The 25,913-nt window shown below is 70.3% G+C and carries 18 protein-coding genes; 13 read left to right on the top strand and 5 right to left on the bottom strand.

Annotation, left to right across the window (positions count from 1 at the left end; genetic code table 11):
- Positions 1–14: 14 nt before the first annotated feature.
- Complete coding sequence (locus ACQEV1_RS37480; RefSeq protein WP_433400747.1) at positions 15–827, top strand: helix-turn-helix domain-containing protein; 813 nt, start codon at positions 15–17, stop codon at positions 825–827.
- A complete protein-coding gene (locus ACQEV1_RS37475) occupies positions 824–949 on the top strand; it encodes a DUF397 domain-containing protein (RefSeq protein ID WP_432705682.1) in 126 nt (41 codons plus the stop codon). Before ACQEV1_RS37480 ends, ACQEV1_RS37475 begins: the two co-directional genes overlap by 4 nt.
- A 41-nt stretch (positions 950–990) precedes the next feature.
- Here ACQEV1_RS37475 and ACQEV1_RS37470 read toward each other — a convergent pair whose 3' ends face one another.
- The 5 genes from ACQEV1_RS37470 to ACQEV1_RS37450 form a co-directional block, all read right to left on the bottom strand.
- A complete protein-coding gene (locus tag ACQEV1_RS37470; protein ID WP_285636526.1) occupies positions 991–2,418 on the bottom strand; it encodes a rhamnulokinase in 1,428 nt (475 codons plus the stop codon).
- A gap of 74 nt (positions 2,419–2,492) precedes the next feature.
- Positions 2,493–3,083, bottom strand: a complete 591-nt coding sequence (locus ACQEV1_RS37465) for a LutC/YkgG family protein (protein ID WP_433400743.1) — start codon at positions 3,081–3,083, stop codon at positions 2,493–2,495.
- Entirely contained in the window at positions 3,080–4,453 is a 1,374-nt protein-coding gene (locus tag ACQEV1_RS37460; protein ID WP_433406045.1) for a lactate utilization protein B, read from the bottom strand. The genes ACQEV1_RS37465 and ACQEV1_RS37460 overlap by 4 nt, the downstream gene beginning before the upstream one ends.
- 98 nt (positions 4,454–4,551) lie before the next feature.
- Positions 4,552–5,280, bottom strand: a complete 729-nt coding sequence (locus tag ACQEV1_RS37455) for a (Fe-S)-binding protein (protein ID WP_285584019.1) — start codon at positions 5,278–5,280, stop codon at positions 4,552–4,554.
- Between the two features lies 1 nt (position 5,281).
- A complete protein-coding gene (locus ACQEV1_RS37450) occupies positions 5,282–6,280 on the bottom strand; it encodes a LacI family DNA-binding transcriptional regulator (RefSeq protein WP_433400739.1) in 999 nt (332 codons plus the stop codon).
- 274 nt (positions 6,281–6,554) lie between these two features.
- Here ACQEV1_RS37450 and ACQEV1_RS37445 point away from each other — a divergent pair, with 274 nt between their 5' ends.
- The 11 genes from ACQEV1_RS37445 to ACQEV1_RS37395 all read left to right on the top strand — a co-directional run bounded on the left by ACQEV1_RS37445 (position 6,555) and on the right by ACQEV1_RS37395 (position 25,886).
- Entirely contained in the window at positions 6,555–8,066 is a 1,512-nt protein-coding gene (locus ACQEV1_RS37445; protein ID WP_433400736.1) for a sugar ABC transporter ATP-binding protein, read from the top strand.
- Complete coding sequence (locus tag ACQEV1_RS37440) at positions 8,066–9,085, top strand: ABC transporter permease (protein WP_433400734.1); 1,020 nt, start codon at positions 8,066–8,068, stop codon at positions 9,083–9,085. The genes ACQEV1_RS37445 and ACQEV1_RS37440 overlap by 1 nt, the downstream gene beginning before the upstream one ends.
- Positions 9,075–10,115 carry an ABC transporter permease gene (locus ACQEV1_RS37435; RefSeq protein WP_285584013.1) on the top strand — a complete coding sequence of 347 codons (1,041 nt, stop codon included), beginning with the start codon at positions 9,075–9,077 and terminating at the stop codon, positions 10,113–10,115. Before ACQEV1_RS37440 ends, ACQEV1_RS37435 begins: the two co-directional genes overlap by 11 nt.
- Positions 10,116–10,142: 27 nt before the next feature.
- Entirely contained in the window at positions 10,143–11,216 is a 1,074-nt protein-coding gene (gene rhaS, locus ACQEV1_RS37430) for a rhamnose ABC transporter substrate-binding protein (protein ID WP_433400730.1), read from the top strand.
- Positions 11,217–11,272: 56 nt separating this feature from the next.
- Entirely contained in the window at positions 11,273–11,593 is a 321-nt protein-coding gene (locus ACQEV1_RS37425) for an L-rhamnose mutarotase (protein ID WP_285635758.1), read from the top strand.
- A 20-nt stretch (positions 11,594–11,613) separates the two neighbouring features.
- Positions 11,614–12,777 carry an L-rhamnose isomerase gene (gene rhaI, locus ACQEV1_RS37420; RefSeq protein ID WP_433400727.1) on the top strand — a complete coding sequence of 388 codons (1,164 nt, stop codon included), beginning with the start codon at positions 11,614–11,616 and terminating at the stop codon, positions 12,775–12,777.
- A gap of 2 nt (positions 12,778–12,779) precedes the next feature.
- The gene (locus tag ACQEV1_RS37415) at positions 12,780–14,819 is read left to right on the top strand and encodes a bifunctional aldolase/short-chain dehydrogenase (protein WP_433400724.1); all 2,040 of its coding nucleotides are present in this window, start codon (positions 12,780–12,782) and stop codon (positions 14,817–14,819) included.
- Between the two features lie 280 nt (positions 14,820–15,099).
- Positions 15,100–18,099: a glycosyl hydrolase gene (locus ACQEV1_RS37410; protein WP_433400721.1), complete on the top strand. Its 3,000-nt coding sequence runs from the start codon at positions 15,100–15,102 to the stop codon at positions 18,097–18,099.
- 106 nt (positions 18,100–18,205) lie between these two features.
- Positions 18,206–20,260: an alpha-L-rhamnosidase C-terminal domain-containing protein gene (locus ACQEV1_RS37405; RefSeq protein ID WP_285635769.1), complete on the top strand. Its 2,055-nt coding sequence runs from the start codon at positions 18,206–18,208 to the stop codon at positions 20,258–20,260.
- 86 nt (positions 20,261–20,346) lie between these two features.
- Positions 20,347–22,767: a beta-L-arabinofuranosidase domain-containing protein gene (locus ACQEV1_RS37400; RefSeq protein WP_433400718.1), complete on the top strand. Its 2,421-nt coding sequence runs from the start codon at positions 20,347–20,349 to the stop codon at positions 22,765–22,767.
- Positions 22,764–25,886 (top strand): family 78 glycoside hydrolase catalytic domain, encoded by a 3,123-nt coding sequence (locus ACQEV1_RS37395; RefSeq protein WP_433400715.1) that lies wholly within the window; start codon positions 22,764–22,766, stop codon positions 25,884–25,886. Before ACQEV1_RS37400 ends, ACQEV1_RS37395 begins: the two co-directional genes overlap by 4 nt.
- Positions 25,887–25,913 lie beyond the last annotated feature (27 nt).

Genomic DNA, 25,913 nt, shown 5'->3' with positions numbered 1-25,913 from the left:
CCCAGGAGTCGCCGATGGGCAGCGTGAAGAACGTCGATCCGATGACGTCTATGTGGGCGTGGTTAGCCTACGACCTGCGAAGATATCGCCTCGCGAGAGGAGAAACGCTCGCCACCGTCGGCCGGATCATGCGGGTGGGCACGTCAAGCGTCTCGAACTACGAGGCTGGAGAACGCCGTCCTGACCTCAAGGGTGTGAAATCGCTGGATGAAGCATGGGACACATCCGGGCATTTCACTCGTATCTTTATCTACGCCCAGACCGCCCATGTTCCCGATTGGTTCCGTGAACACCTGGTGTATGAACAGCGGGCGCACACGGTGCGGATCTTCGAACCGCTCGCAGTCCCCGGCCTGTTCCAGACACCGGAGTATGCGCGTACGGCGCTCACGGCCGGCGGCGTGCAAGAGATCGAGCAGGCACTGGCGGCGCGCCTTGACCGTCAGAAGATATTCACTCGGCCGAATCCCCCGCGTGCGTGGGTACTGCTCGACGAAGGGGTCATAGATCGCCCGGTCGGCGGCAAGGCCGTCATGCGTGAGCAACTCGCGCATCTTCTGGAAATGTCTCAGCTGCCCCACGTGGTGGTGAGGATCGTCCCGCGCGCCGTCGGCTATCACATGGGGCTGGATGGGGCGTTCAAGACCATGTCCGTAATGCCGGAGGGTGACGTGGCATACACCGAAGCCTCAGAAGGGGGCAGACTGGTGCTGGACGCCCAGGGGGTCGCCCGGTTTGCACTACGGTTCGAGCAGATCGGGGCGGACGCCCTAGGTAGAACCGCTAGCCGAGAGCGGATCGCTGAAGCATTGGAGTCCATGACATGAGTACGCCTGCCGAGACGTGCGGTCCCGTATGGCGGAAGTCCAGCAGGAGCGGATCACAGGCGCAGTCAGATTGCGTTGAAGTCGCGTCTGGCATGCGCGAGGACCTCAACGCCCAGGCTTAGCCAGCACCCTTCACCTCCACCGAAGGCCGGGGTGATCGGAGCTACGACAGGCCGACGCGTCGGGCGGCGGTGTCCCAGGCGGTCTCGTCGCCGCGTGGGTGGTAGACGGTGAGGTCCTGGGTCCGGCGTACGAGGTCGCGTGGGTCGGTGGTCAGGCCGTGGGCGCGGGCCTGGACCAGGGCGTTGCCGATGGCGGTCGCCTCGACCGGGCCCGCCACGACCGGCAGTCCGCAGGCGTCGGCGGTCAGCTGGCACAGCAGGGTGTTGCGTGCTCCGCCGCCGACCACGTGCACCACCTCGACGGACCGGCCGGACAGCCGGGCGGCGTCGCGGATGGCCGCGCGATGACCCAGGGCGAGGCTCTCCAGGACGCACCGTACGACCTCGGCCCGTCCGGCCGGAGGCCGCTGGCCGGTGCGCGCGCAGTACTCGGCGATCCGCGCGGGCATGTCGCCGGGCGGGATGAAGGACTGGTCGCCCGGGTCGACGAGCGCGGCGAACGGCGGCGCGTCCGCGGCGGCGGCGAGCAGGTCGGGCAGTGACGCCTCGGCGCGCCAGGTGCGCAGCGACTCCTGGAGCAGCCACAGGCCCATGACGTTGCGCAGGTACCGGATGGTGCCGCCGACGCCGACCTCGTTCGTGAACCCCGCGACGCGGCTCTCCTCCGTCAGCACCGGCGCGGTCAGCTCCACCCCGGCCAGCGACCACGTGCCGCACGAGACGTACCCGAAGCGGTCGTGCTCCGCGGGCACCGCGAACACGGCCGAGGCGGTGTCGTGCGAGCCGACCGCCGTGACCGGCAGCGACTTCGGCAGCCCGGTCTCGGCGGCGACGTCGGCCCGCAGGGTGCCGATGACCTCGCCCGGCCGCCGCAGCGGCGGCAGGATCGTCGCGGGCAGGCCGAGGCGGTCGATGAGGGGGTACGCCCAGTCGCCGGCGCGCACGTCGTACAGCCCGGTCGTGGAGGCGTTCGTGATCTCCGCGCCGGCCTCGCCGGTCAGCCAGTACGCGAGCAGGTCGGGCACCATCAGCAGCGTGCGCGCCGCCTCCGGGACCGGCCCGGACAGCAGCTGGTAGACGGTGTTGAACGGCAGGAACTGCAGTCCGCCGACGTCGTACAGGGCCTGCGCGCCCACCTTCGCGACGACGTCGTCCATGACGCCGTCGGCCCGGCCGTCACGGTAGTGGACGGGGTTGCCGAGCAGGGCGCCGGCGGAGTCGAGCAGCCCGTAGTCGACGGCCCACGAGTCGACCCCGATCGACGCGATCCCCTCCGCGGCCCGCAGGCCGTCCAGCGCGTGCCCGTACAGGCCGAGGACGTCCCAGTACAGCGTGCCCGCCGCGCGTACGGGGCGGTTGGGGAAGCGGCGCGCCTCGCGCAGGGCCAGTTCGTCCTCGCCCACCCGGGCGATCATCACACGCCCGCTGGAGGCGCCGAGGTCCACGGCGGCGAATGAACGCGGCTGCATGTCTCCCCTAATTCGGCTCGGTGGTGTACGGCTTGGTCGTCGACGACGGGACACGGGCGGGCGGCCCGCGTCCTTCAGGCGTCGACGATCAGGATCGACAGGCGGCGCGGGCCGTGCACGCCCTCGACGCGGGACAGTTCGATGTCGCTCGTGGCCGACGGGCCGGACACGAACGTGAGGGGCCGGTCCGGCGACAGCCGCTCGATCGCCTCGGGCACGTCCGCGACGATCTGGCCGGTCTCGACGACGACCAGGTGGAAGTCGGGGACCAGCGTGAGCGCCCGCCGTCCCTGCCCGGGGCCGTGGTCGAGCACGACCGTGCCGGTCTCGGCGATGGCGACCGCGCAGCCGGTGACCACGCCGTCGAGTGCGTCGAGGTCGGCGACGGAGAGCGGCGGGTCGTCCCGTACGGCGTCGACCTCGGCCGTCCACGCGTCGGGCAGCCCGGCCGGCACGGCGAGCCGGCCGTCCGGTTCGCCCAGGACCGCCGGCAGTTCGGCGCGGGCGATCCGCCGCACCTGTGCCCGGTAGTCGGCGGCGCGCTCGGCGAACAGGTCCACGACGTCGCCGTCGTGGTGCCGGCGCAGGTAGCGGCGAGGAATGGCGTCGTAGCCGGTCACGGGCGCGTCGCCGAGCCGGCGCAGGATCTCTTCACGGGCGCTCATCGGCGGTTCCACCAGTCGCGGAAGGTCTCGGTCGCGGGGACGGGCGCGTCGCGGGTGTCGGTCCAGCGCGCCATCGGGCCGGGCAGCCGCCCGATGAAGCCTCGCCGGCCGAGCACCCGCCCGGCCGTACCGGCCAGGCGCTGCCCGAACGCCAGCCGGGTGGGCGAGCGCAGCGTCCAGGCGGCGAACCGCATGGCGGCCCGCTCGGTACGCCCGTGCACGGCGCGCGACCGCAGGTGGACCAGCACCTCAGGGATGTCGATCGCGACCGGGCACGCCTCGAAGCAGGCGCCGCACAGCGTCGAGGCGTACGGCAGCGAGTCGTCCACCGGCGACCCGGCACCGCGCAGCTGAGGCGACAGGATCGCGCCGATCGGCCCGGGGTACGGCGATCCGTACGCGTGGCCGCCCGCCCGCTGGTAGACGGGGCAGACGTTCAGGCACGCGGAGCAGCGGATGCAGCGCAGCGCCTGGCGGCCCACCTCGTCGTCGCGCGTCGCGGTACGGCCGTTGTCGACCAGGACGAGGTGGAAGGTCTGTCCCTCCGTCGCGCCCGACCAGACCGAGGTGTAGGGGTTCATCCGCTCGGCGGTGGAGGAGCGCGGCAGGAGCTGCAGGAACACCTCCAGGTCGCGCCAGGTGGGCAGCACCTTCTCGATGCCCATCACCGAGATGAGCGTCTCCGGCAGTGTGAGGCACATCCGCCCGTTGCCCTCGGACTCCACGACGACGAGCGAGCCGGTCTCGGCCACCGCGAAGTTCGCCCCGGACACCGCCACCTTCGCGGCGAGGAACCGTTCGCGCAGGTGCTCGCGGGCGGCCGCGGCGAGACGCGCGGGGTCGTCGGTGAGGTCGTCGGGCGCGCCGGGCATCTCCCGGCGGAAGATCTCGCGGATCTCCGCCCGGTTCCGGTGGATCGCCGGAACCAGGATGTGGGAGGGGCGGTCGCCGCCGAGCTGCACGATCAGTTCGGCCAGGTCGGTCTCGTACGCGTGGATCCCGGCGGCGTCGAGGGCCTCGTTCAGGCCGATCTCCTGGGTGGCCATCGACTTGACCTTGACCACCTCGGTCTCGCCGGTGGCCTTGATCAGGTCGGTGACGACCTGGTTCGCCTCGGCCGCGTCGCGGGCCCAGTGCACGGTGCCGCCGCGGGCCGTCACCTGCTCCTCCAGCAGGCGCAGGTAGTGGCCCAGGTGCTCGATCGTGTGGTCCTTGATCTGTTTCCCGGTCTCCCGCAGCTCCGCCCAGTCCGCCAGCTCGCCGACGGCGGTGACACGCTTGGCACGGATCGTGGTGGTGGCGTGCGCGAGGTTGCGGCGCAACTGCGTGTCGCGCACGGCCGCCCGAGCGGCGTCCGGGAAGGCGGGCATCCCCACATACGTCGGCATGGCCGCCCCGGCGGTGTCGTGATGCCCCGGCACGGAGTCACCTTCCTGTCTGGCCTGTCTGGCTGGTCTCGTGCGCTCGTTCACTCGGTGGCCGCCAGGATCTCGGCCAGGTGCAGCGTCCGTACGCCCGTCCGCAGCCGCGACAGCAGGCCGCCGATGTGGGCGAGGCAGGAGTTGTCCGCCGCGCAGACCACCTCGGCTCCGGTCTGCCGGATCCGGGCGACCTTGTCGGCGCCCATCGCGGCCGACACGTCGGGGTTCTTCAGCGCGAACGTTCCGCCGAAGCCGCAGCACTCGGCGGCGTCCGGGAGCTCGACGAGGTCGATCCCGCGTACGGCGCGCAGCAGCCGCAGCGGCCGGTCGCCCACGCCGAGCGCCCGCAGGGAGTGGCAGGTCGGGTGGTAGGTCACCCGGTGCGGGAAGTACGCGCCGACGTCCTCGACGCCGAGCACGTCGACGAGCAACTCGGTCAGTTCGTGGACGCGGGGCCCGAGCCGGTCCGCCTCTTCGGCCAGACCGCGGTCGCCGACGGTACGGGCGACGCGCACGTGGTTCTCGCGGATCATCCCGGCGCAGGACGCCGACGGGACGACGATCGCGTCGAACGGTTGGAACGTTTTAACAAAATCCTTGACGAGGGGTCCGCACTCCCGGTCGTACCCGGTGTTGTAGTGCATCTGGCCACAGCAGGTCTGCTCGGCGGGGAAGACGACCTCGTGCCCGAGCCGCTCCAGGAGGGTGACCACGGCCTTGCCGGTGCCCGGGTAGAGGGTGTCGTTGAAACAGGTGACGAACAGGGCGATGCGCATGTCAACGGCTCGATTCGCGGACGACGAGTTCAGGCTGGAACATGATCTGCTGATGCGCGTGGCTCTCCGGGTCGTCGCACTCGTCCAGCAGCAGCTCGGTGGCGATCTTGCCGAGCTGGTAGGTCGGCTGCCGGATCGAGCTGAGCGGCACGGTGCCGGCCGCGGAGAACTCGATGTCGTCGTAGCCGATCAGCGCCACGTCGTCGGGCACGCTCACTCCCGCCTGGGAGAGCGCGCGAAGCACGCCCAGCGCGAGCATGTCGTTGGCGCAGAAGATCGCGTCGGGTAGTCCGCCGGCCAGCAGCTTCTCGGCGGCGAGACGGCCGCCGTTCGCGTTCATCTCCGGGACGGCCAGCTCCTCCAGCGCCCGCACCGGCAGGCCGGCGGTGCGCAGCGCGCGCCGCGCGCCCTTCCGCCGCTCGCCGCACTGCCGGATGCCCATCGGCCCGGACACGTACGCCAGCCGCTCGGCGCCCCGGCTCAGCAGGTGCGTCACGGCGAGATCGCCGCCGGCCACGTCGTCGACGGACACCGAGCACAGGTCACCGGGCGAGGAGTGGTCCACGAGCACGACGGCGACGCCGCGGTCGCGCAGCGCCTCCACGCTCGTGAGATCCTCGCCCGCCGGGGTGATGAGCACTCCCCGCACCCGCTGCTCGGCCAGGACCCGCAGGTTGCGGGCCTCCTTGTCGAAGGACTCGCCGGAGTTGCACAGGATCACGGCGTGGTCGCGGTCGCTGGCGACGTCCTCGACGCCGCGGGCGACCTCGACGAAGAACGGGTTGCCGACGTCGAGCACGACCAGGCCGACCGCGCGGTTCTGCCCGGCCCGCAGCGTCGCCGCCGAACCGTTGCGCACGAAGCCCAGATCGCCGATGGCCCGCTCGACGCGGTCGCGCGTCTCGGCCCGTACCCGCTCGGGGTGGTTCAGCACGTTCGAGACCGTGCCCGGCGAGACGCCCGCGAGCCTGGCGACCTCCTTGATCCCCACGGTGCCCATGCCCAACGCCGGTACCTCTTCTCCACGATCTGATGGCGTTCACTGTGAACGACCCGATTAAAACGTGTCAACTCGTTCCGGGGTGGCGGCTCGACGGGGTCGACGGTGACCTTCTCGTTATCTGAGTACCATCACCGCAGCTCAGAGGTGTAGTGAACGTTTCGTTTCGGGAAGATCACGACGATGTGACTCTTGACCGCGCCGCGCTCCCAGATCTACGGTCCCAGGTCAATCGCGTTAAAACGTTTTTATTCCGTTCACTTCCGGAGGAAGCATGAGCGAAGCTCCGCCGATCCTGGCCCTGTCGAATGTCAGCAAGGCATTCGGCGCGGTGCGGGCTCTGCAGGACGTCTCCCTGGAGCTGTGGGGCGGAGAGATCCACGCGCTCGCCGGCGAGAACGGGGCGGGCAAGTCCACGCTCGTCAAGACCCTGGCAGGCGTGCACCGCCCCGACCAGGGACAGGTGCTGCTGGACGGCCGCCCCGTCGAGTTCCACGGCCCCGGTGACGCGCAGCAGGCGGGTGTCGCGGTGATCTATCAGGAGCCGACGTTGTTCCCCGATCTGTCGGTCGCGGAGAACATCTTCATGGGCCGTCAGCCGCGGGCGAGTTTCGGCCGCATTGACCGTCGGGCGTTGCGTGCGGAGACGGCGAGGTTGTTCGAGCGGCTGGGCGTGGCGTTGGATCCGGACCGTCCCGCGCGTGGTTTGTCGATCGCGGACCAGCAGATCGTGGAGATCGCGAAGGCGATCTCGCGTGATGCCCGGGTGTTGATCATGGATGAGCCGACGGCGGCGCTGTCGGGTAATGAGGTCGCGCGGCTGTTCACGGTCTCCCGCACCCTTCAGGACCAGGGTTGTGCGCTGCTGTTCATCTCCCACCGGTTGGAGGAGATCTTCGAGATCTGCCAGCGGGTGACGACACTGCGCGACGGCCGCTACATCTCCACCGAGATGGTCGACGCGCTCACCGCCGACGACCTCGTCCAGCGGATGGTCGGCCGCGAACTCGACACCCTCTACCCGAAGCAGGAGACCACGCCGGGGGAGACGGTGCTGACGGTCTCCCGGCTGACCCGCGAGGGCGTCTTCACCGACGTGTCCTTCGAGGTGCGCGCCGGAGAGATCGTCGCGCTCGCCGGCCTGGTCGGCGCCGGGCGCAGTGAGGTGGCTCGCGCGATCTTCGGCATCGACCGCTACGACGCGGGCGGCGTCCAGGTCGGCGAGGTTCGGCTGCCGGGTGGCAGCCCGACCGCCGCGATGTCGGCCGGGCTCGCGCTGGTGCCGGAGGATCGGCGTCAGCAGGGGCTGGTCATGGACGGTTCGATCGAGCGCAACATCGGTCTGACCCAGTTGAGCTCCCTGCGTCGCGGACCGGTGATCTCCCGGAAGGTCGAACGGGATCGGGCGGCCGACTGGGCCATCCGGCTCCAGCTCAAGTACGCCCGCCTCAGCGACACCGTCGGCGTGCTGTCCGGCGGCAACCAGCAGAAGGTGGTCCTCGCCAAGTGGCTGTCCACCGAGCCGTCGGTGCTGATCATCGATGAGCCCACGCGCGGCATCGACGTGGGCACCAAGGCCGAGGTGCACCGGCTGCTGTCCGAACTGGCCGGCCAGGGCCTCGCGGTCTTGATGATCTCCTCGGATCTGCCGGAGGTGCTCGGGATGGCCGACCGGGTGCTCGTCATGCACGAAGGCCGGCTCACCGCCGAGATCCCACGGGACGAGGCGACCGAAGAGACCGTGATGGCCGCAGCGACCGGCCAGACCCGACAGGAGGCAGCCTGATGGCGGCCGTGACCGCTGACGCCGGCGGGCGCCGGCTCGTCGACATCGTCCTACGCGCGCGCGAACTGAGCATCGTCGCGGCACTGATCGTCCTGGTGGCCGTGACGACGGCGGCGAATTCCTCGTTCCTGTCGTCGCAGGGTGTCAAGGACATCTTCCTCAACGCCTCGATCCTGGCCTTGCTCGCGGTCGGGCAGACGATGGTGGTGGTGACCCGCAACATCGATCTGTCCGTGGGGTCGGTGGTGGGGCTCGTCGCGTTCGCGTCGGGCAAGTTCGTGCTCGGTCATGACCGGAACATCGTCTTGGTGCTGGTGTTGGGCATGGCGATCGGTGCGGTGTGCGGGCTGGTCAACGGGGTGCTGGTCAGTTTCTTCAAGGTGCCGGCGCTGGTGGTGACGCTCGGGACGCTGTATGTGATCCAGGGCCTGGATTACTACTGGGCGCACGGGCAGCAGATCAACGCCGCCGACGTGCCCTCCTCCCTGCTCGAACTCGGCAGCGGCAGTGTGCTGGGGATCCCGTACCTGCCGTTGATCACGCTCGTGGTGATGGTGGGTGTGGGGTACTACCTGCGTTCGTTCCCCTCGGGCCGGGAGTTCTACGCGATCGGCTCCAACCCCGACGCCGCGCGGCTGGCGGGAATCGCGATCCGCAAGCGGATCCTGACGGCCTATGTCGTCAGCGGTGTGCTGGCCGGGTTGGCCGGGGTGTTGTGGCTGGCGCGGTTCGGCACCGTGGTGGCGGACGCGGCGCACGGCTGGGAGCTGAAGGTGGTCTCGGCGGTCGTGGTCGGTGGTGTGGCGATCGTGGGCGGGCTGGGCAGTGTGTACGGCGCGGCGTTGGGTGCGTTGTTGCTGACCACGATCGGCAGTGTCCTGGTGGTGTTGAAGGTCAATTCCTTCTGGCAGGACGCCATCGCCGGCCTGCTGCTCCTCCTGGCCATCAGCGTGGACCGTCTGCTGTCCCTGCGCGTCACCCGCGCGCTGCGAAGGAGGAACGCCCGCCATGGCGCCTGAAGCTCCCGCGAAGGCCCCCGTCGCGCGACCGCGCGCCGAGGCACCCCGCCCGCTGACCCGGTTCGTCCGCTGGGACGTCATCGTGACCGCCCTGCTGATCGTCGTCTTCCTCGGCGGTGCGTTCGGCAGTTCCGACTTCGCCACGAGCGACAACCTCTCCTTCGCCCTCGATGACCTGTCCGAGATCGCGCTGATCGCGCTGCCCATGACCCTGCTGGTCGTGGCGGCCGAGGTGGACCTGTCCGTCGCGTCGGTGCTGGGTATGTCCAGCGCGGTGTTCGGCGCGCTGTGGGACGCCGGCTGGGCGATCGAGACCATCGTCCCGGTCCTCCTGGTGATCGGCGTCGTGGCCGGGCTGGTCAACGGGCTGCTCGTCACGCGGCTGGGGTTGCCGTCGCTGGCCGTCACGATCGGCACGATGACCCTCTACCGCGGGCTCGCCTACGTCGTACTCGGCACGAAGGCGGTCGCGGAGTTCCCGCAGAACTACGCGGACCTGGCCACCAAGACCGTGCCCGGCACCCCGATCCCGTACCCCTTCGCGCTGTTCATCGTGCTCGCGGTCGTCACCGCGATCGTCCTGCACGCCACCGGCCTGGGCCGCTCGCTGTTCGCGATCGGTGCGCAGGAGGAGGCCGCGTTCTTCGCCGGCATCCGCGTGAAGCGCATCAAGCTGCTGCTCTTCGTCGTCTCCGGCGTCGTCTCCGCGTTCGCCGGCGCCGTCTACACGCTCCGCTACGGCAGTGCCCGCGCCGACAACGGCCTGGGCATGGAGCTGGCCGTCATCGCGGCGGTGCTGCTGGGCGGGGTCGACTTCGACGGCGGCAAGGGCACCCTCGGCGGCGTCGTCGCCGGCGTCCTGCTGATCGGCCTGCTCCGCAACCTGCTCATGCTCCATGACGTCGCGACCGAGATCCAGTCGATCGTCACCGGACTCCTCCTCATCGTCTCCGTACTCACGCCGCGGATCGCGGCGAAGGTCCGTGAGACCCGACGACATCACCGCGGATCCCCGTCCGCCTCCTCCTGACCAGTGACCGAAGAAAAGGAACCCTTCATGATCAAGCGTCCCCTGGTGGCCGTGGCGCTCACCGCCGCGCTCGCCGTCGGCGCCGCCGCCTGCGGCGGTACGACCAAGAACTCCTCCGGAAGCGACAACAGCGGCAACGCCGCGACGAGCGGCAAGAAGGCCGACCCGAACGCCCCGCTGAAGAAGGGCCTGAAGCTGGCGTTCCTGCCGAAGCAGGTCAACAACCCGTACGAGACGATCGTCGACAACGCCGGCATCGCGGGGGCGAAGGAGTTCGGCGGCACCGCCAAGGAGGTCGGCCCGTCCGACGCGTCGGCGTCGTCGCAGATCTCCTACCTCAACACGCTGATCCAGCAGCGGCAGGACGCGATCCTCATCGCGGCCAACGACCCGAACGCCGTATGCGGGCCGTTGAAGCAGGCGATGTCTCGCAAGATCGCGGTCGTCGCCTACGACTCGGACGCCGCGAAGGAGTGCCGGGACGTCTTCATCAACCAGGCGAGTTCCGAGGAGATCGGGCGTAGTGAGATCAAGGTGATGTCGGACCTGATCGGCGGCAAGGGCAAGATCGCGATCTTGTCGGCGACCGCGAACGCGACGAACCAGAACACCTGGATCGAGTTCATGAAGGAGGAGCTGAAGAAGCCGGAGTACTCCGGCATCCAGCTCGTCAAGGTCGCCTACGGCGATGACGATGACCAGAAGTCGTTCCAGCAGACCCAGGGTCTGCTCCAGGCCTACCCGGACCTGAAGGGCATCATCGCGCCGACCACCGTCGGCATCGCCGCCGCGGCCCGCTACATCGACAGCTCCAAGTACAAGGGCAAGGTCGCCGTGTCCGGCCTGGGCACGCCGAACCAGATGCGCAAGTTCGTCAAGGACGGCACCGTCAAGAAGTTCGAGCTGTGGGACCCGGCGAACCTCGGCTACCTCGCCTCGTACGCCGCGGCCGCCATCGCCTCCGGCCAGATCACCGGCGCCGAGGGGGAGACGTTCAAGGCCGGCAAGCTCGGCTCGCGCACGATCGGCAAGGACGGCGAGGTCATCCTCGGCCCGCCGACCGTCTTCGACAGCAGCAACATCGACAACTACCACTTCTAGGACGCTCGGCGCGGGGCCGCCGGACGCGGCCCCGCGCCGTCGCGGGAGGAGCCTCCATGGAGCGCGTGTGTTTCCTGCTGCAGGTCCGTAGGGATCGGCTGCAGGAGTACCGCGAACGGCACAAGGCGGTCTGGTCGGACATGCTGACCGCCCTCCGTGCGGCGGGCTGGCGGAACTACAGCATCTTCGTGCGCGAGGACGGCCTGCTCGTCGGCTACCTGGAGACCGACGACTTCGAGGCCGCGCGCGCGGCCATGGAGGGCACCGAGGTGAACGCCCGCTGGCAGGCCGAGATGGCGCCGTTCTTCGAGGACCTCGAGGGACAGCGCCCCGACGAGGGCCTGCTGCGTCTGGACGAAGTGTTCCATCTCGACTGACGGATCGGGGACCACGAACGATGACAACGGACATAGCCCAGGTCAAGGCGGCGCTGCGCGCCCAGCACATCGAGACGCCGTCGTGGGCGTACGGGAACTCGGGCACGCGTTTCAAGGTGTTCGCCCAGGAGGGTGTGCCGCGTACGCCGCAGGAGAAGATCGATGATGCGGCGCAGGTGCATCGGTTCACGGGTGTGGCGCCGACGGTGGCGTTGCACATCCCGTGGGATCGGGTGGAGGACTACGCCGCGCTGGCCACCTACGCCCGTGACCGTGGTGTGCGGGTGGGGGCGATCAACTCGAACGTCTTCCAGGACAACGACTACATGCTGGGCAGTGTCACCAACCCGGATCCGGCCGTACGTAAGAAGGCGTTGAACCATCTGCTGGATTGCGTCGACATCATGGACGCGACCGGGTCGCGGGACTTGAAGCTGTGGTTCTCCGACGGCACGAACTATCCGGGTCAGGACGACATCCGGGCCCGGCAGGACCGGCTCGCCGAGGCCTTGGCCGCCGTCTATGAGCGGCTGGGAGACGACCAGCGGTTCCTGTTGGAGTACAAGCTGTTCGAGCCGGCGTTCTACAGCACCGATGTGCCGGACTGGGGCACCTCGTATGCGCACTGCCTCAAGCTCGGACCCAAGGCGCAGGTGGTCGTCGACACCGGGCATCACGCGCCGGGGACGAACATCGAGTTCATCGTGGCGTTCTTGTTGCGGGAGGGGAAGCTCGGCGGGTTCGACTTCAACTCCCGGTTCTACGCCGATGATGACCTGATGGTCGGTGCGGCCGATCCGTTCCAGTTGTTCCGGATCATGCACGAGGTCATCCAGGGCGGCGGGTTCAGCGACGAGGTCGCGTTCATGCTCGATCAGTGTCACAACATCGAGCCGAAGATCCCTGGTCAGATCCGTTCGGTGATGAACGTTCAGGAGGCCACGGCCAAGGCGCTGCTGGTCGATGGGGAGGCGTTGGGTTCGGCGCAGCGGGCCGGGGATGTGCTGGGCGCCAACGCGGTGTTCATGGACGCCTACAACACCGACGTCCGCCCGCTCCTCGCGGAGTTGCGTGAGGAGATGGGCCTGGACCCGGACCCGATGGCGGCCTACGCCCGGTCCGGCTACTTCGAAAAGATCCGCGACGAACGCAAGGACGGCCAGGCGGCCGGTTGGGGGGCCTGAGAGTGGGAATCGTCGACGACCTGCTGAAACGCTGTCACGAGCTGGGTTCCGACCCGCGCAACACGAACTACGCGGGCGGCAACGCCTCCGCCAAGGGTGTCGCCGCGGACCCGGTGACCGGCGGCGACGTCGAGCTGATGTGGGTGAAGGGTTCCGGCGGTGACCTCGGCACGCTGAAGGAGTCCGGTCTGGCCGTGCTGCGGCTGGACCGGCTGCGCGCCCTGGTGAACGTCTACCCGGGTGTCGAGCGCGAGGACGAGATGGTCGCCGCGTTCGACCACTGCGGGTTCGGCAAGGGCGGTGCGGCCCCGTCGATCGACACGGCCATGCACGGCCTCGTCGACGCCGCGCACGTCGACCACCTGCACCCGGACTCGGGCATCGCGATCGCGACCGCGGCCGACGGTGAGGAGCTCACCCGGACGATCTTCGGCGACCGGGTGGTGTGGGTGCCCTGGCGCCGGCCCGGTTTCCAGCTCGGCCTCGACATCGCGGCGATCAAGAAGGACAACCCGCAGGCCATCGGCTGCGTCCTCGGCGGCCACGGCATCACCGCGTGGGGTGAGACCAGCGAGGAGTGCCAGGCCAACTCGCTGGACATCATCCGCACCGCCGAGGCCTACATCGCCGAGCACGGCCGCACCGACCCGTTCGGTGCGGAGATCTACGCGACGCTGCCCGAAGCCGAGCGGCGCGAGCGTGCCGCCGCGCTGTTCCCGCTGATCCGCGGGCTGGCCTCCACCGACCGGCCGCAGGTGGGCCACTTCAGCGACACCCCTGAGGTGCTGGACTTCGTGGCCCGGGCCGAGCACCCGCGGCTGGCCGCACTGGGCACCTCCTGCCCGGACCACTTCCTGCGCACCAAGGTCCGTCCGCTGGTCCTGGACCTGGCACCGGACGCACCCCTGGAGCAGGTGGGCGACCGGCTGCGTGAGCTGCACGCGGCCTACCGGGAGGACTACCGCGCCTACTACGAGCGCTACGCCACCGAGAACTCCCCGGCGATGCGGGGCGCGGACCCGGCGATCGTGCTCGTGCCCGGTGTGGGGATGTTCAGCTTCGGTAAGGACAAGCAGACCGCGCGGGTGGCGGGGGAGTTCTACCTCAACGCCATCAACGTGATGCGCGGCGCCGAGGCCCTGTCCTCCTACGCTCCGATCGCGGAGTCGGAGAAGTTCCGGATCGAGTACTGGGAGCTGGAGGAGGCCAAACTCCGCCGCATGCCCAAGCCGAAGCCGCTGGCCACGCGGGTGGCGTTGGTGACCGGCGGCGGTTCGGGCATCGGCGCGGCCACCGCCCGCCGCCTCGCGGCCGAGGGCGCCTGCGTCGTGGTCGCCGACCGCGACGCCGCCGCGGCCGAGAAGATCGCCGCCGAACTGGGCGCGTCCGCGCTGCGAGCCACCGACGTCGCCACCAGCGTCGCGGTCGACGTCACCGACGAAACCCAGATCGCCGCGGCGCTGCGTGAGGCGGTGCTGGCGTTCGGCGGGGTGGACCTGGTGGTCAACAACGCAGGGCTGTCGTTGTCCAAGCCGCTGCTGGAGACCACGGTCGCGGACTGGGACCTGCAGCACGACGTCATGGCGCGGGGCTCGTTCCTGGTCTCCCGTGAGGCGGCCCGGGTCATGATCGAGCAGGGGCTGGGCGGTGACATCGTCTACATCGCCTCGAAAAACTCGTTGTTCGCGGGGCCGAACAACATCGCCTACAGCGCGGCAAAGGCCGACCAGGCCCACCAGGTGCGGCTGCTGGCCGCCGAGCTCGGCGAGCACGGCATCCGGGTCAACGGCATCAACCCCGACGGTGTCGTCCGCGGCTCGGGGATCTTCGCCGGCGGCTGGGGCGCCAAGCGTGCCGCGGTCTACGGCGTGCCGGAGGAGAAGCTGGGTGAGTTCTACGCCCAGCGCACCCTCCTCAAGCGCGAGGTGCTGCCCGAACACGTCGCCAACGCCGTCTTCGCCCTCACCGGCGGAGACCTGACCCACACCACCGGCCTGCACATCCCCGTCGACGCCGGAGTGGCGGCCGCCTTCCTCCGCTGATTCACGTGCGCGACAGCGCACCGCAGACCGACGGTGGGCCCGTCTGCCCGTCCGCGGCGGGCCCACCGTCACCCAGCCCACGAAACCGGCCGACCCCTGTCGCCGGACGATCGGCGCGAGAACGCCCGATCGCCGCGCCCACGCCTCACGTCCATCGACGTGCGCCTTCACAACTCCATCACCGAGTCGGGGGACTCACATGTACAGCCGGGTGATCGAACTCGCGGGCCACGCCTCCTGAGTGCCTTCACCCATTCAGCACTGAAGGATGCACCCTCAGATGAAGACCCCTTCGTCGCCGGCCGGCGGGTTCAGCCGCCGCGGCTTCCTCCTGACGGCCGGCACCGCGGCGGCGGGCGCCGCGCTGGCCTGGGGCTCGCCCCTCGGTGAGACCGACGCCCGCGCCGCGGTGTCCACGACGGCCGGCCGGTTCGCCCGGCCCGACGTGTCCGTGGCACCGAAGTTCCGCTGGTGGTGGCCGGACGGCAACGTCGACCCGGCGGAGATCCGCCGGGAGGTCGACCAGATCGCCGACGCCGGGTTCGCCGGCGCGGAGATCGCCGCGGTCCACCACAGCATCTCCGACAAGTCGGTGCTCGACCCGGCCGGTCACGGCTGGGGCACCCCCGCCTGGGTGGACGCCGTCGAGGCCGCGCTCGACCAGGCGCACCGGCGCGGTGTGACGATCGACCTCACCATCGGCCCGTCCTGGCCCGCCGCCGTACCGACGATCACGCCGGACGACACCGCCGCCGTCAAGGAGCTGGCGTACGGCTCGGTGACCGTGGCGGCCGGCGCGACCTACACCGGGCCGGTCCCGGCGCCCGTGGTCGCGGCCGCCTCGGCGGTGAAGGTCCAGCAGCCGATCCTCGTGCAGGCCGCCCGCATCGATTCGGCCAACTCCACGAGGAAGGAGACCGGGCTGGACCTATCGTCCGTCCAGGACCTGACGTCGAAGGTCCGCGACGGGCAGATCTCCTGGACCGCGCCGTCCGACGGCTCCTGGGTGATCATCGGCCACTGGGAGCGGGGATCGGCCCAGACGCCCGAGTCCGGTCCGCACACGAGCCCGGCGGCGTACGTCGTCGACCACTTCAGCGCCGCCGGCACCAAGGCCGTGACCGGCTTCTGGGAGAGCCACATCCTCACCCCGGACGTGCGCCGCCTGATCGCGAAGGCGGGCGCCACGCTCTTCGAGGACTCGATCGAGATCGAGACCAAGGCGCTGATGTGGACGCCGGACCTGCCCGCCGAGTTCGCCAGGCGCAAGGGCTACTCGGTGCTGCCGTACCTGCCGGCCATCACGCAGAACAACGGGAACCAGGTCTTCGCCTACGAGGCCGCCGCGACCCGGCGGATCCGCTACGACTACTGGGACGTCATCTCCCAGCTGTTCAACGAGAACCACATCACCGCGCTGCGGAAGTGGGCGCACTCGGTCGGCCTGGAGATGCGCTGCCAGCCGTACGGCGCGCCGACGGACGCGATCGCCTCGGCCGCGATCCTCGACGTGCCGGAGGGCGAGTCGATCGGGTTCCACAACCTCGACGACTGGCGGAGCCTGGCGGGCGGGCGGGACATGGCCGGCCGCACGGTCCTCTCCGGTGAGATGGGCGCCTACACGGGCGGCGCGTACAACACGACGTGGAAGAAGTTCCTGCTCACCGCCGGCGGCGCGTACGCGGCCGGGCTGAACCGCAGCGTCATCCACGGCTTCTCCTACGCGAGCGCGCCGGGCGTCAAGTGGCCCGGCTTCGCCGCCTTCACCCCGTACGGAGGGAACATCGGCTACGCCGAATCGTGGGGACCGCGCCAGCCCACCTGGCGGCACATCCAGGACATCTCCGGATACCTGAGCCGTCTCCACCAGGTGCTCCAGTCCGGCACGCCGCGCATCGACGTGGCGATCTTCCGGCAGACCGGATACTCCAAGACCGGCATCGGCGCGTCCTGGTTCACCGCGAGCGGCATCCCGCTCGGCTGGACCCACCAGTTCATCAGCGCGCCGCTCCTCGACCTGCCGAACGCCGAGGTCCGCGGGGGCCGGCTCGCCCCGGACGGCCCGGCGTACAAGGCGGTGTTCGTCGAGGGCGACCACTTCTACAACATGGACTGCACGCTGCAGGTCGGCGTCGCCGAGAAGCTGCTGAAGTTCACCCGGGCGGGGCTGCCGATCGTGCTGCTCGGCGACTGGTCCGCGCCTGTGGTGCCGGGCCTGGGGTCCGACGCCGAGAACACCCGGCTGCGGTCGGTCGTGGCCGACCTGCTCAAGCAGCCGAAGGTCAGGGTCGTCGCGGCCACGGCCGACGTGCCGGCCGCGCTCGCCGCCCTCGGCGTGACCCCGGACGTGACCTACGCGCAGAGCTCCACGCTGCTCAACTTCCACCGCCACGACGACGGCGCCGACTACTACTACCTGTGCAACGGCAAGCACGCCGAGACCGTCAAGCCGCCGGTCGCCGCGATCGACCACCTGGTGTCGTTCGGCCGGACCCGCGCGAACGCGGTGCCGTGCCTGCTCGATCCCTGGACGGGGGAGGTACGGCGCATCGCCCTGTACACCGAGGACGGCGACAAGGTCACCGTGCGCGTCACCCTCCAGCCGGGCGAGGTGATGATCGTCGCGCTGGCGAGCCCCGGAAGCCTCGGTGACGCCGCCGGACGGACGCACGCCACGAGCACCGAGGCCGCCGAGGTGCTGTTCGCCGACGGCAGGCTCACGGCCCGCGCGACGGCGGCCGGCACCTACGCGACCACCCTGGCCACCGGCCGCACGGTACGGACGGAGATCCCGGACGTTCCCGCGCCGATCACGCCGGAGAGCTGGCGGCTGGAGGTCGAGGACCTGCGGCCCGGCGCGTCCGCGACCGAGACCGAGACGGTCGTCCACCGGCTGACCCTCGGCACCTTGCAGCCGTGGCCGGACATCCCCGAGCTGGCGGACGTCTCGGGCATCGGCCGGTACACCACGACGGTCGACCTGCCCCGGCCCTGGACCGCCGCGCACGGCGCGTACCTGGAACTCGGCCAGGTCTTCGACACCTGCCGGGTCACGGTCAACGGCAAGCGACTGCCGGCGGTCGACCAGATCAACCCGGTGGTGGACGTCGGCCCGTACCTGCGGGGCGGCGCCAACACCATCACGATCGAGGTCGCGACGACCCTGAACAACCGGCTGCGGGTCGCCGACCCTGCCGTGTACGGCGCCGCGTCCCGCCAGGCGTACGGGCTCATCGGCCCGGTCCGCCTCGTCCCGTACGCGCAGGCCGTCATCGCCTAGTCGTCCCCGGGCCGGTCGCGCGGACCCTTCGTCCTCCCGCCCCGGCCCGGCCCTCTCCCATCCCTTCGATTCATCTCTCCACCACAGGATGCTGCGAGGTATTCGCATGAGCCCCTGGAAGCGCCGTCACCGTCTTCCGCTCGCCGTCGTCGGACTGGCCGCCCTGGTGGCGCCGGCCCTCACCGTCCCGCAGGCCGTCGCCGGCACCCCCGCCAAGGCCGGCGCGGCGCGGCCGTGGGACGCCTACAACCTGTCGCCGAAGACCCGGACCGTACGGCCCGTCGCGATCTACAACAACAACGGCACGGTGACCGACCCGTCCGCCGTGCTGAAGGGCAAGGCGACCCGGATCAGTGGCAAGGGCTCGTACGTCACGCTGGACTTCGGCAAGGAGGTCGGCGGACTCACCACGCTGCACTTCGCCGGTTCCGACGGCGCGCAGCGGGTCGGCCTGGTGTTCAACGAGTCCTCCGACTACGTGCCGGACGTCGTCTCCGACTCCTCCACCGGTGGGCCGCGCAGCAACGACGGCATCCTGTACGCCGACGTGAACGGCAAGACCACCTACACCACGCCGGCCAGGTACCTGCGCGGTGGGTTCCGTTACCTGACGATCCTCCTGGACTCCGCCGGGAGCGTGGACCTCGACGGCGTGTCGGTGTACTTCACCTCCGCGCCGACGATGAAGCACCCCGCCGACTACGCCAACTACTTCTACTCCAGCGATTCGCTGCTGAACCGCATCTGGTACGCGGGCGCGTACACGATGCAGCTCAACACCATCGACCCGAAGACCGGCCGTGTCTGGGAGGCGCCCGCCGAGCTGTGGGACAACACCGGCGACGTCGGCGTGGGGAACACGATCCTCGTCGACGGGGGCAAGCGCGACCGCACCGTCTGGCCGGGCGACCTCGGCATCGAGATCCCCTCCGCGTACGCCGCCTTCAACGACACCGTCTCGGCGCGCAACGCGCTCACCACGATCTACCAGCACCAGAAGGACACCGGGGAGCTGCCGTACTCCGGGCCGATGATGAACAAGTACGGCTCCGACACCTACCACCTGTGGACCCTGTCGGCGAGCTACGACTACTACCGCTACACCGGCGACTCTTCGTGGCTGGCGAGCGTGTGGGGGAACTTCAAGCGCGGCGTCGACTACAGCCTCGCCAAGGTCGACGCGAACGGCCTGCTGTCCATCACCGGCACCGGCGACTCGGTGCGCATCCTCACCAAGGGTGAGAACTTCACCGCCAACGCCCTGCTGTGGCGGGTCCTGACGACCGGATCGGAGCTGGCCACCGCCCAGGGCGACACCGCGCTCGCGGCGTCGTACGCGAGCAAGGCGGCCGCGCTGCGCACCGCCATCAACACCAACTTCTGGGACGACGGCGTCGGCGCGTACAAGTACTACCCGAACCAGACGATCCACCCGCAGGACGGCAACTCCCTGGCGGTCTGGTACGGCCTCGCGGACGCGGACCAGGCCCAGCGGATCAGCGCGCAGCTGACCGGCAACTGGAACGACGTCGGCTCCACCGCCCCCGAGAACAAGGGCAACCCCGGTGTCTTCTCCGGCTCGATCGAGGTCAACGCGCACTTCGCGGCCGGCGGCCAGGCCGCCGACCAGGCCGGAATCGACCTGATCCGCCGCGAGTGGGGCTACATGCTGACCAACCCGCACGGCACCCAGAGCACCTTCTGGGAGTCCTACCGGGCGGGCGAGACGTGCCTGTTCTGCAGCAGGTACACCAGCCTCGCCCACGGCTGGGCGACCGGCCCGACCCCCGCGCTCAGCTTCTACGTGCTCGGCGTCGCCCCCGACACGCCCGGCGGGCGCACGTTCCATTTCATCCCGCACCCGGCCGACCTGACCTTCACCAAGGGCCGGGTCACCACCGAGTACGGCCCCGTCGACGCCTCCTGGCGGATCCAGAACGGCGCCTACCGCGCCGACCTCACCGCGCCGAAGGGCACGACCGGCCGGGCCGGCGTCCCGACTCTCGGCAAGAAGGTGCAGGTCTTCGTCAACGGGCACCTCGCGTGGAACGGCACCAAGGGCACAGCGTACGGCGCGCACAGCGACGGCGAGTACGTCTACCTCGAAGGCCTGACCGCCCACCACTACACGATCAAGACCAAGCCCCTGGGGGCCAAGTGACCACGCCGTTCTCTCGGCGGGGATTCCTCGGTGTGGCGGGCGGTGCGGTCGCGGCCGTCGGCCTGGCCACACCGGGGAGGGCGGCCATGGCCGCCACCGCCGGCGCTGTCGCGTCGGCGGCGCCGTCCGTCGCGCCGTTCCCGCTCGGCGGCGTGGCGCTGCTGGGCGGTCGGTTCCACGACAACATGGTCCGCACCTGCGCGTACCTGAGGTTCGTCGACCCGGACCGGCTGCTGCACACCTTCCGGCTGAACGTCGGCCTGCCGTCCACGGCCGAGGCGTGCGGCGGCTGGGAGGCCCCGGACGTGCAGCTGCGCGGCCACTCCACCGGGCACCTGCTGTCCGCGCTCGCCCAGGCGCACGCGAACACCGGTGACGACGCGTACGCCGCCAAGGGCCGTTACCTCGTCGCCGAGCTGGCAGAGTGCCAGGCGGCGGCGTCGGGCGCAGGCTACAACGCCGGGTATCTGTCCGCCTTCGAGGAAAAGGTTTTCGAGCAGCTGGAGGCGGGCGGGAGTCCCTGGGCCCCGTACTACACCCTGCACAAGATCATGGCGGGGCTGCTCGACCAGTACCGGCTGAGCGGCAACGCGCAGGCCCTCGACGTGCTCAAGGGCATGGCCGCCTGGGCCGACGCCCGCACGTCCGAGCTCACGCACGACCAGATGCAGTCCGTGCTGCGCGTGGAGTTCGGCGGCATGAACGAGGTGCTGGCCGACCTGTACCTGCTCACGCGCGACCCGGCGCACCTGCGCGTCGCGCGGCGGTTCGACCACGAGGCGGTGTTCGGCCCGCTCGCCGCCGGGCAGGACCGGCTGGCCGGCCTGCACGCCAACACCCAGATCCCGAAGATCGTCGGCGCGGTGCGCGAGTACGAGGCCACCGGTGACTCCCGCTACCTCGACATCGCGCGGTTCTTCTGGGAAACGGTCGTCCACCACCACAGCTACGTCATCGGCGGCAACAGCAACGCGGAGCTGTTCTGCCCGCCGGACCAGATCGTCTCCCAGCTCGGCGAGAACACCTGCGAGAACTGCAACAGCTACAACATGCTGAAGCTCACGCGGCTGCTGTTCTTCCACGACCCGCGCCCGGCGTACATGGACTACTACGAGTGGACCCTGTACAACCAGATGCTCGGCGAGCAGGACCCCGACTCCGCGCACGGGTTCTGCACGTACTACACCGGCCTGTGGGCCGGCACGCAGCGGCAGGTGAAGGGCGGGCTCGGCGCCGACCCGGGCAGCTACAGCAGCGACTACACCAACTTCTCCTGCGACCACGGCACGGGGATGGAGACGCACACCAAGTTCGCCGACTCCATCTACTTCCGCACCGGCGACACCCTCTACGTCAACCTGTTCATCCCGTCCGAGCTGAACTGGTCCGAGCGCGGTGTCCGCGTCCGGCAGGAGACGGACTACCCGCGGGAGGACACCACTCGGCTCACCGTCGGCGGCGAGGGGCGGTTCGCCATGAAGATCCGCATCCCCGGCTGGACCCGCCACGCGCGGGTCCGGGTCAACGGCCGGGACGCCGGGGCGGCCCGGCCCGGCACCTACCTCACCGTCGAGCGGCGCTGGCGCGACGGCGACACCGTCGAGGTGACCCTGCCCATGGCGCTGGACTGGCGCAAGGCACCCGACAACCCGCAGGTCCAGGCGGTCAGCTACGGCCCGGTCGTGCTCGCCGGCGGGTACGGCTCCACCGCGCCGGCCACGATCCCGGCGATCGACCCGAAGTCGGTGAAGGGCGGTCCCGGCCTGACCTTCACCGCGACGGCGGACGGCGCCGGCGTCACCCTCGTCCCGTTCTCAGAGATCCAGCACCAGCGTTACACCGTGTACTGGGCGGTGCCGCCCGCCCCGGCACGGCCGCGCCTGACCGCCTCGTACCCCTTCGCGGAGGGCGGCGGCACGACGTCCAGGGACGCCACGAAGACCTGGCCGGACGCCACGCTCGCCGGCGGCGCGACCTGGACGAGCGACGGCGCGGTCGCCCTCGACGGTAAGAGCGGCCACGTCGCCCTGCCGCCCGGTCTGATCAGCGGGATGTCCGCCCTCACCGTCACCGCCTGGGTGAACCCGGAGGAGCTCGCCAACTCCGCCCGCGTGTTCGACCTGGGCTTCCACAAGAACACCTACATGTTCCTCACCGTTCGTACCGGTCTGGGCAAGGCCCGCTTCGCCATGAAGATCGCCGGAATGGCCGCCGAGGACTACGTCGACGCCGCCGGCCCGATCCCGGCCGGCGCCTGGACCCACGTGGCCGTCACCATCGCCGGCGGCTCCGCGGTGCTCTACTTCGACGGCGCGGAGACCGGCCGCAACGACGCGCTCGTGATGAGCCCGCTGCTGCTCGGCGCCACCCAGCTGAACTACCTCGGCCGCTCGCAGAACAGCAGTCATCCCTACCTGCACGGGCAGGTCGACGACTTCCGCGTCTACGACCACGCCCTCAGCGCCGCCGAAGTCGCGGCGCTGCACGCCGAAGGAAGGACCTCGTGACCGGCACACCCCTGCGGCGGCTCGCCGCCGTGACCGCGATCGTCGCCACGGTCGGCGCGGCGACGGCGGTGCCCGCCGTCGCCGCCGGCGGCCCGGCCGTCACCGGCCTGCGCGCCGGAGACCTCACCGAGCAGCTTGGCATCGAGGACACCACCCCGCCGCTGACCTGGCGACTGGGCGACACGGGCCAGAACGTCACCCAGGCGGCGTACCAGATCCAGGCCGCGACCAGCCCCGACCGATTCGACCGGCCCGACCTGTGGGACACCAAGCGCGTGGCCTCCGGCGGCCAGCGCGTCGACTACGCGGGGAAGGCGCTCGGCAGCCGCACCCGCGTCTACTGGCGGGTCCGCGTGTGGACGACGCCCGGCGGCGTGTCGGACTGGAGCCGGCCGGCCTGGTTCGAGACCGGCCTGACCTCGGCCAAGGACTGGTCCGGCCAGTGGATCACCCATCCGGACTGGCGGTTCAAGGAGAAGCAGCCCACCCCGATCACGGTGAAGCTGCCCGAGACGACCGCCCGGTACGTCCGGCTCGACGTGACCAGGCTCGGCCTGCCGCTGGTGGAGAACCTGCCGGACAAGACCTACCGGCTGCAGCTCGCCGAGCTGGAGGTCCGCGACTCCTCCGGGACGAACCTGGCCGCCGGCATGACGGTCACCAGCAACGACACCGGTAACCAGGTCAACCACAAGTACCTGCCGAAGTATCTGACCGACGGCACCGAGACGACCAACCAGGAGCTCGCGGGCTGGTCCAGCTCGGCGTACACCTCCGCCGACGCCTCCGCCAAGCCGATCACGCTGACCGTCGACCTGAAGTCGGCCAGGACGTTCGACCAGGTGCTGCTCTTCCCGCGCACCGACGTCCCGGCGGCCGGCGACAAGGTCCCGTTCGCGCCCGTCGACTACTCGGTCTCGACGGCCGACGACGCCAACGGGCCGTTCACGACGCGGCAGACCGTCACCGGCCAGGAGGCGCCGCGGTCGCCGGTCCCCGAGGCGATGCCGATCTTCGCGAAGGACTTCTCGCTGCCGTCCGGCATCCGCTCCGCCCGCCTGTACGTCGCCGGTGAGGGCGTCTACGAGGCCGGGCTGAACGGCCAGAAGGTCGGCGACGCCGTGCTCGAACCGGGCAACACCGACGTCACCGACCAGGTGCCGTACGCGACGTACGACGTCACGAAGCTGCTGCGCAAGGGCGACAACGCGATCAGCATGAAGCTCGGCAACGGCACCGCCAACGTCATCTCCACCGTCGACCGGTACCGCAAGTTCGCGCTCACCCAGACCGACCCGGAGCTGATCGCCCAGCTCGAGGTCACCCTCGCGGACGGCAGCGTGCGGCGCGTCGTCAGCGGCACCGACTGGCAGACCACGCTCGGCGGGACGACCTTCTCCAACTGGTACGGCGGTGATGACTTCGACGCCCGTCGCGAGCCGACCGGCTGGGAGCGCCCCGGCGCCAAGCGGCAGGACTGGGACCACCCGATCGCGGTACCGAGCCCGGGGGGCGCGCTGACCGGCCGTATCCAGGACCCGGTCCGCGTCCAGGAGACCCTCCAGGGCGCCAAGGTCGGGTCCGGTGACGGCTACCAGGTCTTCGACCTCGGCCGGAACATCGCCGGCTGGCCCGAGCTGACCATCCAGGCGCCCGCCGGGACGACCGTGCGGATGTACCCGTCCGAGAGCCTCACCAACGGCCGCGCGAACCAGTCGACCAGCAACGTCGGCGCCCCGATCTGGGACGAGTACACGACCAGGACCGACAGCCCGGAGACGTGGCACCCGCACTTCTCCTACCACGCGCTCCGCTACGTCGAGCTGCGCGGCGTGCCCGACGGCGCGACCGTCTCCGTCCGCGGCCTGGCGCTGCACGCCGACAACGCCTCGGCGGGGTCGTTCTCCTCGTCCAACGACGTGATCAACGGGATCCACACGCTGATCCGGCGGGCGATCGAGAACAACATGCAGAGCATCCTCACCGACTGCCCGAGCCGGGAGAAGCTCGGCTGGCTGGAGCAGGACCAGCTCGTCTTCGGCTCCCTCGCCGCCAACTACGACATGTCCGCGCAGCTGCGCAAGGTCGTACGGGACATGGCGGAGGCCCAGACCGGCACCGGCCTGATCCCGTCCACGGTGCCGGACTACACGGTGCTCGCCGGCGCGTACCGCGACGACCCGAACTGGGGCGGCGCGTTCGTCGTCGTGCCCTGGGACCTGTACGAGACCTACGGCGACGCCGGCACGATGGCCACGTACTACTCCCAGATGCGGAAGTACGCCTCCTACCTGGAGGCCCGCGCGGTGGACGGGCTGACCGACTACAGCCTCGGCGACTGGTACACCCCGGACAGGACGTTCCCGAAGTTCGTCTCCGGTACGTACGGCTACTGGCGGGTCCTGGACACCATGTCCAAGATCGCCGGCGTGCTCGGCAAGACCGATGACGCGGCGGCGTACCGGGCCAAGGCGGACGCCAGTGCCAAGGCCCTGGCCGACAAGTACTACGACCCGGACACCGGCACGTTCGCCGGCGGCGGCCAGGGCGCCGAGGCGCTCGCCCTCGACATGGGCGCCGTCCCGGCCGACCAGCGCGAGCGGCTGCGGAGCCACCTCGTCTCCAGCGTCGAGTCGGCCGGGTACCACCTGCAGCTCGGTGAGATCTCGCTGCCCAGTGTGTTCCGCGTGCTGCCCGACGACGTGATCTACAAGGTCGCGACGCAGACGACCAGCCCGAGCCTCGGCTACCAGGTGGTGCACGGCAACACCACGCTCGGCGAGAGCTGGGACGGCGGCAGCGGCCAGTCGCAGGACCACTTCATGCTCGGCTCGATCGACGCGTGGTTCACGAGCCACCTGGCCGGCATCCGGCAGGCGCCCGGCTCGACCGGCTTCCGCAAGCTGCTCATCGCCCCGTCCGTCGTCGGCGACCTGACCCACGCCGAAGGCGTCTACCGGACGCCGTACGGCGAGGCCCGGTCGGAGTGGACGAAGACCGACGACGGCATCCGCCTGAAGGTCACCGTGCCGCCCGGCAGCACCGCCGAGGTGCACGTGCCCGGCTCCGGCGAGGTGCGCCAGGTCGGCTCCGGCACCTGGACCTTCACCTCGAAGTGACCCGAACGGGGCCCCGCTCGTACGGGC

This window comes from Actinoallomurus sp. CA-142502, assembly GCF_050936355.1.
In the GTDB taxonomy this organism is placed as follows: domain Bacteria; phylum Actinomycetota; class Actinomycetes; order Streptosporangiales; family Streptosporangiaceae; genus Actinoallomurus; species Actinoallomurus iriomotensis.
Note: the sequence above shows the minus strand (reverse complement) of the source record. Positions and strands in the feature narration are given on the sequence as shown.

Excerpts from the sequence above, each read along its gene's own strand:
- ACQEV1_RS37480 (WP_433400747.1), top strand. The coding sequence starts at position 15 with ATGGGCAGCGTGAAGAACGTCGATCCGATGACGTCTATGTGGGCGTGG.
- ACQEV1_RS37475 (WP_432705682.1), top strand. The coding sequence starts at position 824 with ATGAGTACGCCTGCCGAGACGTGCGGTCCCGTATGGCGGAAGTCCAGC.
- ACQEV1_RS37470 (WP_285636526.1), bottom strand. The coding sequence starts at position 2,418 with ATGCAGCCGCGTTCATTCGCCGCCGTGGACCTCGGCGCCTCCAGCGGG.
- ACQEV1_RS37465 (WP_433400743.1), bottom strand. The coding sequence starts at position 3,083 with ATGAGCGCCCGTGAAGAGATCCTGCGCCGGCTCGGCGACGCGCCCGTG.
- ACQEV1_RS37460 (WP_433406045.1), bottom strand. The coding sequence starts at position 4,453 with ATGCCCGCCTTCCCGGACGCCGCTCGGGCGGCCGTGCGCGACACGCAG.
- ACQEV1_RS37455 (WP_285584019.1), bottom strand. The coding sequence starts at position 5,280 with ATGCGCATCGCCCTGTTCGTCACCTGTTTCAACGACACCCTCTACCCG.
- ACQEV1_RS37450 (WP_433400739.1), bottom strand. The coding sequence starts at position 6,280 with ATGGGCACCGTGGGGATCAAGGAGGTCGCCAGGCTCGCGGGCGTCTCG.
- ACQEV1_RS37445 (WP_433400736.1), top strand. The coding sequence starts at position 6,555 with ATGAGCGAAGCTCCGCCGATCCTGGCCCTGTCGAATGTCAGCAAGGCA.
- ACQEV1_RS37440 (WP_433400734.1), top strand. The coding sequence starts at position 8,066 with ATGGCGGCCGTGACCGCTGACGCCGGCGGGCGCCGGCTCGTCGACATC.
- ACQEV1_RS37435 (WP_285584013.1), top strand. The coding sequence starts at position 9,075 with ATGGCGCCTGAAGCTCCCGCGAAGGCCCCCGTCGCGCGACCGCGCGCC.
- rhaS (WP_433400730.1), top strand. The coding sequence starts at position 10,143 with ATGATCAAGCGTCCCCTGGTGGCCGTGGCGCTCACCGCCGCGCTCGCC.
- ACQEV1_RS37425 (WP_285635758.1), top strand. The coding sequence starts at position 11,273 with ATGGAGCGCGTGTGTTTCCTGCTGCAGGTCCGTAGGGATCGGCTGCAG.
- rhaI (WP_433400727.1), top strand. The coding sequence starts at position 11,614 with ATGACAACGGACATAGCCCAGGTCAAGGCGGCGCTGCGCGCCCAGCAC.
- ACQEV1_RS37410 (WP_433400721.1), top strand. The coding sequence starts at position 15,100 with ATGAAGACCCCTTCGTCGCCGGCCGGCGGGTTCAGCCGCCGCGGCTTC.
- ACQEV1_RS37405 (WP_285635769.1), top strand. The coding sequence starts at position 18,206 with ATGAGCCCCTGGAAGCGCCGTCACCGTCTTCCGCTCGCCGTCGTCGGA.
- ACQEV1_RS37400 (WP_433400718.1), top strand. The coding sequence starts at position 20,347 with ATGGCCGCCACCGCCGGCGCTGTCGCGTCGGCGGCGCCGTCCGTCGCG.